The organism is Enterobacter sp. PL1, from assembly GCF_945957325.1.
GTDB classification, from domain to species: Bacteria; Pseudomonadota; Gammaproteobacteria; order Enterobacterales; family Enterobacteriaceae; genus Enterobacter; species Enterobacter roggenkampii.
Window position 1 is genome coordinate 1 of the sequence record NZ_CAMFKT010000052.1, and the last position, 9,153, is coordinate 9,153.

At 34.6% G+C, this 9,153-nt stretch carries 12 protein-coding genes; 7 read left to right on the forward strand and 5 right to left on the reverse strand.

Going from position 1 to position 9,153, the window contains the following annotated elements:
* Both N6P30_RS23725 and N6P30_RS23730 read left to right on the forward strand, forming a co-directional pair.
* Nucleotides 1-1,137: C-terminal helicase domain-containing protein (locus tag N6P30_RS23725; protein ID WP_260629991.1), on the forward strand; the 1,137-nt coding region annotated here is incomplete at its 5' end.
* Complete coding sequence (locus tag N6P30_RS23730; RefSeq protein WP_001180114.1) at nucleotides 1,127-2,935, forward strand: phospholipase D-like domain-containing protein; 1,809 nt, start codon at nucleotides 1,127-1,129, stop codon at nucleotides 2,933-2,935. The genes N6P30_RS23725 and N6P30_RS23730, both read left to right, overlap by 11 nt.
* Nucleotides 2,936-3,079: 144 nt before the next feature.
* Here the strand turns inward: N6P30_RS23730 and N6P30_RS23735 are convergent, their stop codons facing one another.
* The 3 genes from N6P30_RS23735 to N6P30_RS23745 all read right to left on the reverse strand — a co-directional run bounded on the left by N6P30_RS23735 (nucleotide 3,080) and on the right by N6P30_RS23745 (nucleotide 5,131).
* Nucleotides 3,080-3,490 carry a hypothetical protein gene (locus N6P30_RS23735; RefSeq protein ID WP_260629992.1) on the reverse strand — a complete coding sequence of 137 codons (411 nt, stop codon included), beginning with the start codon at nucleotides 3,488-3,490 and terminating at the stop codon, nucleotides 3,080-3,082.
* Nucleotides 3,491-3,566: 76 nt separating this feature from the next.
* Entirely contained in the window at nucleotides 3,567-4,244 is a 678-nt protein-coding gene (locus N6P30_RS23740; RefSeq protein ID WP_001009043.1) for a hypothetical protein, read from the reverse strand.
* A 191-nt stretch (nucleotides 4,245-4,435) separates the two neighbouring features.
* Nucleotides 4,436-5,131, reverse strand: a complete 696-nt coding sequence (locus N6P30_RS23745; RefSeq protein WP_154827273.1) for a hypothetical protein — start codon at nucleotides 5,129-5,131, stop codon at nucleotides 4,436-4,438.
* Nucleotides 5,132-5,245: 114 nt separating this feature from the next.
* Here N6P30_RS23745 and N6P30_RS23750 point away from each other — a divergent pair, with 114 nt between their 5' ends.
* The 5 genes from N6P30_RS23750 (at nucleotide 5,246) to N6P30_RS23770 (ending at nucleotide 8,137) form a co-directional block, all read left to right on the forward strand.
* Nucleotides 5,246-5,623 carry a hypothetical protein gene (locus N6P30_RS23750; RefSeq protein ID WP_014639992.1) on the forward strand — a complete coding sequence of 126 codons (378 nt, stop codon included), beginning with the start codon at nucleotides 5,246-5,248 and terminating at the stop codon, nucleotides 5,621-5,623.
* Complete coding sequence (locus N6P30_RS23755) at nucleotides 5,592-6,878, forward strand: relaxase/mobilization nuclease domain-containing protein (RefSeq protein ID WP_260629993.1); 1,287 nt, start codon at nucleotides 5,592-5,594, stop codon at nucleotides 6,876-6,878. The genes N6P30_RS23750 and N6P30_RS23755 overlap by 32 nt, the downstream gene beginning before the upstream one ends.
* A 224-nt stretch (nucleotides 6,879-7,102) precedes the next feature.
* Nucleotides 7,103-7,375, forward strand: a complete 273-nt coding sequence (locus N6P30_RS23760) for a hypothetical protein (protein WP_007666384.1) — start codon at nucleotides 7,103-7,105, stop codon at nucleotides 7,373-7,375.
* 41 nt (nucleotides 7,376-7,416) lie between these two features.
* Nucleotides 7,417-7,803 carry a hypothetical protein gene (locus tag N6P30_RS23765; protein ID WP_001078959.1) on the forward strand — a complete coding sequence of 129 codons (387 nt, stop codon included), beginning with the start codon at nucleotides 7,417-7,419 and terminating at the stop codon, nucleotides 7,801-7,803.
* Between the two features lie 19 nt (nucleotides 7,804-7,822).
* Nucleotides 7,823-8,137: a hypothetical protein gene (locus tag N6P30_RS23770; protein WP_000708681.1), complete on the forward strand. Its 315-nt coding sequence runs from the start codon at nucleotides 7,823-7,825 to the stop codon at nucleotides 8,135-8,137.
* 50 nt (nucleotides 8,138-8,187) lie between these two features.
* Here the strand turns inward: N6P30_RS23770 and N6P30_RS23775 are convergent, their stop codons facing one another.
* Together N6P30_RS23775 and N6P30_RS23780 are read right to left on the reverse strand one after the other, a co-directional pair.
* Complete coding sequence (locus N6P30_RS23775; RefSeq protein ID WP_000360018.1) at nucleotides 8,188-8,613, reverse strand: hypothetical protein; 426 nt, start codon at nucleotides 8,611-8,613, stop codon at nucleotides 8,188-8,190.
* Between the two features lie 96 nt (nucleotides 8,614-8,709).
* Nucleotides 8,710-9,096 (reverse strand): hypothetical protein, encoded by a 387-nt coding sequence (locus N6P30_RS23780; protein ID WP_001062150.1) that lies wholly within the window; start codon nucleotides 9,094-9,096, stop codon nucleotides 8,710-8,712.
* Nucleotides 9,097-9,153: the final 57 nt, after the last annotated feature.

The following is a 9,153-nucleotide window of genomic DNA, read 5'->3' on the forward strand; positions in this document are numbered from 1 at the left end:
CTAATCAGTCCTCTTTTGTTGTCTTATAGAAGGTTAATGATCGGTGATCACCGTCAATTACCACCATACCGTTCCATTGAACTAAAAAAAATATTAACTAATAATAAAAAACTAACCAACACCTTCGAAGAAGTTGATAGCATAAACAACTTCAAATTAAAAAATGAATTAATCCGCAATGGCTACTTTTCATCAATCAATGACGAACAGGCAAGAGAAATAGGATTACGAGCAACAAAATATGTAAATTTATTTGAGTCTTTGATTTTAGAAGATGAAGAACAAGATGAAAAGTTTGAACAGTTAGCAGGTAAAGGCCAAAAACGAAAAAATAAACTATCTTCTATGTTATCAGTCCAGCATCGTATGCATCCTCACATCGCGGAAGTAATATCCAATGTTTTTTATAAAAATGAGTTATTTACTGATGCTGAAAAAAAATTGAAATATCTTTCAAAAGACTTTGATTCTGTTATAAATATAAAGCAAGAGTCAATATTAAAAGATACGCCAGCACTTGTATGGATTAATCAACAAGATGTACAAAAAACAAAGGGAAGTCGAGCCGGAGAACATAAACCAATTTGGTCTAACGATAGTGAATGTAAAGAAATAATCGACATTTTAAAAGATCTTGATAAAAACACCAACCCTACAAAAAAAATCAAATTAGCCATTCTTTCGCCTTATTCCAATCAAGTAAAATTAATTTCCAAACACATAGAAATTGCAAAGAAAAACAATGAGCTTAAAACTCTTCTAAATAATTACATTCCTCCTGACGATAATGATGGTTACTGCCTTACAGTGGATTCTTTTCAAGGTGGTGAGGCAGATATTGTAATAATATCATTAGTCCGAAATAATGGTAAAAGCACAATAAAAAGTGCCTTAGGTTTTTTATCAGATCAACGTCGTATAAATGTTTTACTCAGCCGAGCCAAGCATAAATTAATTATCATAGGATCATATGAACTTCTTAAATCTTGGTCTAATCGTATAGTAAAAGAGAGCTCACAAGAATATGAATTCATTCCTAAATTAATTAATGAATTAGAAACATCTGCTCAAATCGGTAATCTTTTATTAATTGAGAGTAACTCAACAAAAAAGCAAGGGAAGAAAAATGCAAAATAAAAATATTTATGTAAAAATTCCTTTTCATTATGGCGTACATAAATTCAAAATTTTTAAGGGTCATAGGTGGGGAGCTTTAGATCATTTTTTACTTCAAGAAATTAGCCGCCGTTCTTATCCAATAGAAGAATTATCATTGAAGTCAAATCTTCCGCAGAGACTAATCATTGAAATAATAATACCGTTTATGAAATTGGGTTGGGTCGAATTAGTAGAATTAGACTCAAAATATAATTTCAGAATTACTGATGTTGGATTTATTGTTGCTAACCATGACGAACTTCCTTATGAAAGAGAGCCTATGGAATCTACTAGGAAGTTTTTAATTGACCCTAAAACAGCAAAGTGTTATCGAGTAAATGCCAGAAACCAAAACTATCAAATATATAACAAACAAAGAGCAAATGAATTGCTCAGGAATAAAAACTCAATAGCTACAGAGTTAAATATAAAAAACCCGAAATATGCACCATATCCATCAGATATACTAAATTGTGTTGAAGATAGTGATGAAGAGGTTATAGGCTATGAGGAAAGGGCAAATGATCGACCATATTATCAAAACAAACTTTTTGCAATAGCTCAGGTTGATGAGGCCGATAATATAACAGGTGTTCCATCTGATATCTCAAAAGAATTGGCTGAAGATATAATTTCTGCTGCTAATTTAAAACGTAAAGAAAGTAGCACTTCTCAAAATAAGAGTTCTAAACTAAGTATTTTTAGCACAGAGTCTTATGAAAATCATTTTGAAGAACACTTGATTGGCGAAAACGAATTTCAAATAATATCCGGCGCTGAAAATCATAAAGCTCATCTTCTGGACTTGATTGATAAATCTCTCAGCAGGATTATTATCCATTCAACTTTTATCCAATTGAAAAATTTTCAAGACATCTTTAATAAACTAATTGAATCAGCTAAACGAGGAGTCCAAGTCGATATATTATGGGGTCAAGAGGAACCTGATGATGAAAAAAGCATGGGCAGTTATAATCAATTTCTTAGTGGACTTAATGTTTATAAGGAGGAAATAGTACAACTTGGGTTAGCTTCACTTTTTACAATACATTCAGATCCAACAGGCTCACATGCGAAAATTATAGTTTGTGATACCTTAAATTATGGTTATTGTGCAACAATAGGTTCATGCAACTGGTTAGCGAGCGGATTCAATCGATATGAATGCTCTGTATTTACGACAAATAATGTCTTAACAACTGAAGTATTAGATATTTTGAGTATATTATCAAAAGGGAAGTCGCGGGTATCTAATAATTTAAGCAAATCTATTTCTGCCATAGCTTATGAGTTAAAAAAAGTTACTCAACATTTGGCTACTGCAAATCCTACTGAAAAAAATGTAAAAATTAAAATCATCACAAAAAATGAGCATCACGATTACGTTTTAGATGCCAGGGACAAAGCAACAAGCACCATCTTTATTGCAAGCCATAGGATTAGTAATAATGCCGAAAGACCTATTTTGACACCTTTAATAAGTTCAATAACAGACAATAATAAGCTGAACATAAAAATGTATTACTCATCTCTAAGTGGGGGAATCAATACCCAACAACTTGAAGAGACAAGTAAGTCTTTAAGTGCAAATGGAATTATTCTAGAGAAAAAGAAAGATCCAATCTCTCATGCAAAAATATTATCATGGGACAATGATAATATTTTAATCACAAGCCTTAATTGGTTATCAGCCTCAGCTTATGGCAACCCATATGATGAACTGGGGGTTTATATTGAGAAAAAAGACATATTCTCTATAATTTCCCCTAACTATTGAGCAGACAGCAGGATATCTTAGAAAGGGTATCCTGTTTCAACCAGTATACCTAATGAGATAAACAATGTGAAAATGACTAAATGAAAGTGACAAAAGGAAGCCAATATTATTTATGATCATCTAATATAATAATATTTGTTGTTCTTAACGCGATCTGAACTCAGCAATAATGTCATTGTCAATTAATGTGGTAATTTTTTTATTTCTCTTGTTGTTAAGCTCAATATAGATACAATTAAAGTCTGTTTTTTTATTTAAATCAATCTTATCCTTGGAATACATATTAATATAGAGTTTTGTATTGTCAAGAATGTCATATTTTGTAGAAGGTTTATCCTTTTTTAGCTCAGGAATTGTCTTTTTAATTTCAAATACCTGAATTAGCTTATGATCGTACTCAGTAACCTTTATCACATCATTATACTCAACAAAATCCATTTTTCTTTTTATAGTTAAAACATATTTTGCATCAACCTGTGGATCTGTTTTGTAATCCACACAAATATTTTGAGCATTTACATAATATGTAGGCAACATAAGCAGTAATAAAACCATAAATATTCTCATTTTGACACCCCCTTGTTTAATATCTAACAAGGATGCTTTATCAAAAATAGAATTTCAAATTTATTTATTCTTTTTTATTTTCCAATGTAATGACAATCTGCTTATGGTTATTTCTATGGAATGAAATATAATACGACTTGTTTTTGTAATCAATCACTTCTTTTGTTCCATTAATCATTCTAATTAAGCCGTTTTCAGGAGTTGTAATTTCTAGATAATACTTATTACCAATGCTATAATCAGTCCTCTTTTCAATATATAGATCAGGCAATAAACGTAGTCGGTCACCACTGACAATATAATTACGGGGGAGTTTATTTTCCTGTTCAACTACTTCCTGCTGGCGTAATAATTCTTGTTTCCTATCCTGTAATTCAACTTTTTCTTTATAATCCTGAGATAGCATATTAAATGCTGTCAAAGTACAATTAGACATTCTGATATTTTCAGAGAGTTGATCCTTCCTTTCTACTTTCGGAACACCTTCCCAATTAGAATAATTAGTGCCTAACTTCGCATTTAACTCCCCTAGATTCAGGCTTTTAAGCTTTTTTAAGTTGACTGCCATATCACCATTAGCTTCTCCATAAATTGTAAATTCAGATCCTGATGCTTCAAAGGCACGACATAACTCTATTGCATTCTGCCTTAACAATGATTGTTGAACCAAAGGAGTATCCGATGCAAAAGAGGAATTACTTAAAATGACAACTACTAAAAGTGAGAGTTTACCAAAATTCATTTTATACCCCAGTGTATAAATTAATACATTATCTGTTCAAACTCTTCATCATATCATTTTATCAATTCAGAAGCATTAAGCAAGGGCTAACTCTCCGAAGCTCCGCTTCTCTGAGTTGCCTTGCTTTTCTGCTCTACGATTGAAAAGGAAATATTTTTCATGCAAATTTATCTAAGTAAATAAAAATATAGTCACCTGCCATCACATATACCCCATCGGTATGCCGCATGAAGATCATGAAAATAATCACATAGATATTTAAGATTTTTATTTAAATCTGGGAATACATCTACATCCATGTCAAATGAGTCAACTATGTTATCCTCGTCATCAACTAATAGCAAAGCCTTCACATACTTCCCTTCTTTTTTGTTCATCGAGTTTATAATATCTTCCGTACTTTTTTGTCTTACAGATGACTTTCTCATATCCTGGATGTGATCTCCCGTTTTAGGATAGCGAAAAAAAGTACTCTTAGAATCAATGGAATTTATCTTATTGATCTTATCTAAAACATCCTTTTCAATTACACCTATTCCTAAGTGGAAAAAACAAGGTATTAACTTATTGTGCTGACCGATTAAATATATGGTTAATAATCTGATGTCATGCATGTTTTCTAATTCAAAATCCTTTCCCAACACTTTAATTTTTGGTTTTCCAAGAGTACCACCACTACTGAATGGAATTTTAAAATTTCGGTGCAAAACATAAATTAAAGATTTTAGGTAAAGTTCGATTGCATGTCGTCTAAGATAATTGACTGGCATACCTAAATCCTTAATGGATTCAGAAGCCGATAATAAATCTGCTGATTCTTTAAACTGTTCTGCTGTTGCACCAAAACCATAGTCTATGTGCATATGCAAAGGCATCATTAAATACATTCACTCTCCTTATAATTGATTTCAGCATCACAATTCATTGACTTTTATTTATAACTTATTATAAATAAGTTATTACACATGGAATGAGTAATCAATCTAATAAAAGGAATTTTTATGAATCAATCTAATATCAACCCACGATCATTGCGAACACACTGTGTCAGTGTCCGTCTTAATAACTCGGAACTTCAATTACTCAACACAAAACGAGGTTCTACATCTAAAGGTGAATGGTTACGTATGGCTTCCTTGCAGAAGCTCCCCATGAATGTACCTCCTGTAAACATCGAAACATGGAAGACTCTGGGTGAGATCAATCAGAAGCTAAACCGTATCGCTCTTCATATCGATAGTAAGAGTAAAGATAGCCAGCTTACTCATACAGAGCTTTTCGCTGTGAAGCGACAACTGGAAGAGCTTCGCCAGCACCTGCTAAATGCTGACATATGGAGCAAACCCGATGAAGGGTATGCAGAAGATCAAAAGGGGTAAGAGCTTCGCTGGTGTCGTTCAATATGCATTGAAACCGGGAGCACATCATAAAAGTGATCCCATCATCATTGGCGGGAACATGTTAGGTGATTCAGCCCTTGAACTGATCGCTGAATTCGATAGCACCAAGCATCTTCGCCAGGATGTCGCAAAATCAGTTTGGCACAACTCGCTTCGCTTACCCAACGGTGAATCACTAACGAATGAACAGTGGTCTAGTATCGCAGATGACTATATGAGGAGAATGGGATACAGTGATACCCATCTCCGTTGCTATGTCTTACATGACGACGATGGCCAGCACATACACATTATCGCAAGTCGCATAGATCTCAATGGTGGGAAGCTTTACTTGGGTAGGAACGAAAACCTCATCAGCACACAGATCATCAGTAAACTCGAAGTCGCTTATGGCCTGACAGTGACCAAAACGGCATCTCCCCCCTCGCAAGCACAACCGAAGCGGAAGAGAGTGTCCCGTAATGAGAAAATGCTATCGGAACGAACCGGGGTGCTTTCACCAAGAGAAGCTCTGCAGCAGATACTTGATAAAAGTTTATCTGATAAGCCGGACCTTCTAACTTTCACAAAACGACTGGAAGAAGCAGAAGTAACTTGGACAGCGAATGTCGCAAGCACAGGCAAAATGAACGGCTTCTCATTCTCCTACCGCGATATAGCTTTCAAAGCTTCGCAATTGGGTAAAAGTTACAGTTGGGCAAATCTTATTAACAGGCTCAACTACAACCCAGATCATCTAGAAGCTCTTCGAATCGACATACCTTCAAAGGAAGTTTCTCAAGCTCCCATGCCAATACCTGTTCCTGTTCCTGTTCCTGCTCCTGCTCCTGCTCCTGCTCCTGCTCCTGCTCCTGCTCCTGCTCCTGCTCCTGCTCCTGCTCCTGCTCCTGCTCCTGCTCCTGCTCCTGCTCCTGCTCCTGCTCCTGCTCCTGCTCCTGCTCCTGCAACAGTTTTGAAAAACACTGAGAGAAAGGAAAGTATCAGTGAAAAAATTGCTGAACTCGAACTACGACTCAAAGAAGACAGAAGAAACGAAATCGTAGAAAAGATTCTTCAAAAAAACTCAGTACAACAGCAAAAGCATCTCAGGCTTATCGGCTGGATTCCATTTCTCAGAAGGCTCGCAGAGCTTCTCAGAAGCTATGGGAAGTCCATTCTTCACAAAACCCACACACACTTCTCAAAAATTCATGTAATCCAACCTTTAAACAAGGCGAGAAAAATTCGTTTATAGACAGCTAGTTGTAAACACCTTTCGTAACCACACTCTATTCTCTAGTAATAAATTTGTGTTTAGTCAAGAAAATATTGATCGTTATTACAGATCGATAATCTAGTTATGATAGACAATAACTATCAAGTAACAATCATCGATCGGTACAAGCAATTTTACTAAAGCGAGTCGGTCATCGAGAATCTCTGTAAACGCACCATTTAATCTTCCAGATTGGGATAGCTATGGAAAACGAAACAATAAAGTGCCCGTTCTGCTTTACACAAAGTCCTCATGGTGTGCGGATTTGCAAAGGCTGTCATGCAAAGGTCGCTTACGGTGAAAGCCCGCTCAGTGTGGCATTCCTGTTTCAATTCGTGGCATTTGGTCTCGCGTGGTTAGCATTTTCGTGGACCGGCAGCACTCTTGTATCAGTCATTACGTTTTTCGTAAGCATCATTATTCTTATCTATAAAATCAAAAGAATGTATGCAGACAGAGTTGTTTTTATACGGTGAAATTAATTTCACACAACCGCAAACATAAAATGAGAAAGTAAATGAACCGATTTATAACGTCCTCTTTTTTTATTATTGTCTTCCTGCTTTCTGGCTGTTCAACATCAGGGAACCAGAACCTTAAAAACGAAACACCACAAAGCCTCCAGTCAAAGATCATTAAAAACAAAACAACTAAGACGGAATTACTCACTAAGTTAGGTGAGCCTGATACAAGAACCACACTCGATGACGGAAATGAGCAATGGAAATATTTCATGTCTAACAATCAGTTCAATGCAACGACTTTCATTCCTGTTGTGGGGCTGTTTACTGGTGGTTCCCAAACTCAGTCTAAAACTCTTGAAATCGACTTCAAGGGAGAGACTGTAAGTAAATGGACTTTTTCCTCTGACAATAACAACACCAAAACTGGCATTCTTAATTAATTGTTTTTTGGATAAGAAAATGAAAATATACTCAATTATCACAGTTATCATTACCACCTTCCTTCTAACCGCATGTAACAATGAACCATCGCAAGACGATATATACAATGTTTTCAAAAGTGTTGTAGATAGAACAAATACAAGTATGAAAGCTCTTGATTCAAGAGTTACAGAAAAAGATCTTTTAAGAATCGATTACGTGAAGAAAGTTAGTTGCACAGAAGAAGCAAACAATGTTTATAACTGCATTGTCGATGCCTCTATTAGTAATATGAAACAAACAAAACCAGTAAAACTAATCAAATCTGATGGTGTCTGGAAAGAAGTTCAGTAGTAGCCTATATCAAGAAGTCTTTTAGCCCCTGCTTAGGGGCTTTTTATTGCCTATAACCTGACGGTTCTTACGCGAACTTCATGGGTTAACTCTTTCTCAATTACTTTCATTTCATATTGTGCTCTGACAGTAGCATAGATTTCCTCTGCTTTTTCTTGATTGTTATCTATGTAATTAACAAGCGAGTTTAGTTCCCTAATAACTCCTTCTTTGTTATTTAATCGTTGTAGAAGATTGCTTGTCAGACTTTTGTATACCGAGCTAAACATAGTCATTATGTTATCAATATTACGATTGGATTTGGAATAAATCCTTTTAGGGTAAAAATATTTTAAATGGTATCCCACAAAAATTAAGTAAAGTTGATATGAGAAACTTTTATCTCCGGGCTGGTACCGTTTTGAGATATATTTATCAATTATAATGATAAGTTGCTCTTCCAGAGTAAACTCTGAATTGATGATGTTTTTGTCCATAAAATGCATCCTTGCATAATTGAAATAGTCATCCTGACCATATATTTATATTTATCGTATTTATTTAACTTGTCAATAGGTGTAACCTATCAACTATTATTTTTTATTAAATGGTCTATTCAATTGTTCCATAGTGAGACCATGTCTATAAGCATTATACTGCCAATAGCTAAACTGCTCTTTGTATCTATTGTTCTGTTTTTTTAACATTTCATTTTCGGCTTTAAGATTTATTATTTGTTGTGCCGCAATCGTTAAGTTAGCTGGCTTTTTAAGGCCAGATTTTTTCAAATTAGACAAATTTTTCTTTGTTCTATATGCTTCAACAACTTCATCATGAGCACTTAGAGATTGCCTTGTGATAGTTCTGTTTAGATTCTTATAAACTGATTCACATAAATCGCTCCATGTGATTTTACCGTCCCAAGTCAGTATAATGTGTTTAATTGCCTTTATTTCACTCCTGTTTAAATGTTTTGCCATATGCATCTCCTGTTTCAATTATTCAATAGTTTATTAATTCTTTCCAAATTTTTTTTG

Coding starts and splice junctions, on each gene's coding strand:
- N6P30_RS23730 (WP_001180114.1), top strand. CDS start 1,127: ATGCAAAATAAAAATATTTATGTAAAAATTCCTTTTCATTATGGCGTA.
- N6P30_RS23735 (WP_260629992.1), bottom strand. CDS start 3,490: ATGGTTTTATTACTGCTTATGTTGCCTACATATTATGTAAATGCTCAA.
- N6P30_RS23740 (WP_001009043.1), bottom strand. CDS start 4,244: ATGAATTTTGGTAAACTCTCACTTTTAGTAGTTGTCATTTTAAGTAAT.
- N6P30_RS23745 (WP_154827273.1), bottom strand. CDS start 5,131: ATGTATTTAATGATGCCTTTGCATATGCACATAGACTATGGTTTTGGT.
- N6P30_RS23750 (WP_014639992.1), top strand. CDS start 5,246: ATGAATCAATCTAATATCAACCCACGATCATTGCGAACACACTGTGTC.
- N6P30_RS23755 (WP_260629993.1), top strand. CDS start 5,592: ATGAAGGGTATGCAGAAGATCAAAAGGGGTAAGAGCTTCGCTGGTGTC.
- N6P30_RS23760 (WP_007666384.1), top strand. CDS start 7,103: ATGGAAAACGAAACAATAAAGTGCCCGTTCTGCTTTACACAAAGTCCT.
- N6P30_RS23765 (WP_001078959.1), top strand. CDS start 7,417: ATGAACCGATTTATAACGTCCTCTTTTTTTATTATTGTCTTCCTGCTT.
- N6P30_RS23770 (WP_000708681.1), top strand. CDS start 7,823: ATGAAAATATACTCAATTATCACAGTTATCATTACCACCTTCCTTCTA.
- N6P30_RS23775 (WP_000360018.1), bottom strand. CDS start 8,613: ATGGACAAAAACATCATCAATTCAGAGTTTACTCTGGAAGAGCAACTT.
- N6P30_RS23780 (WP_001062150.1), bottom strand. CDS start 9,096: ATGGCAAAACATTTAAACAGGAGTGAAATAAAGGCAATTAAACACATT.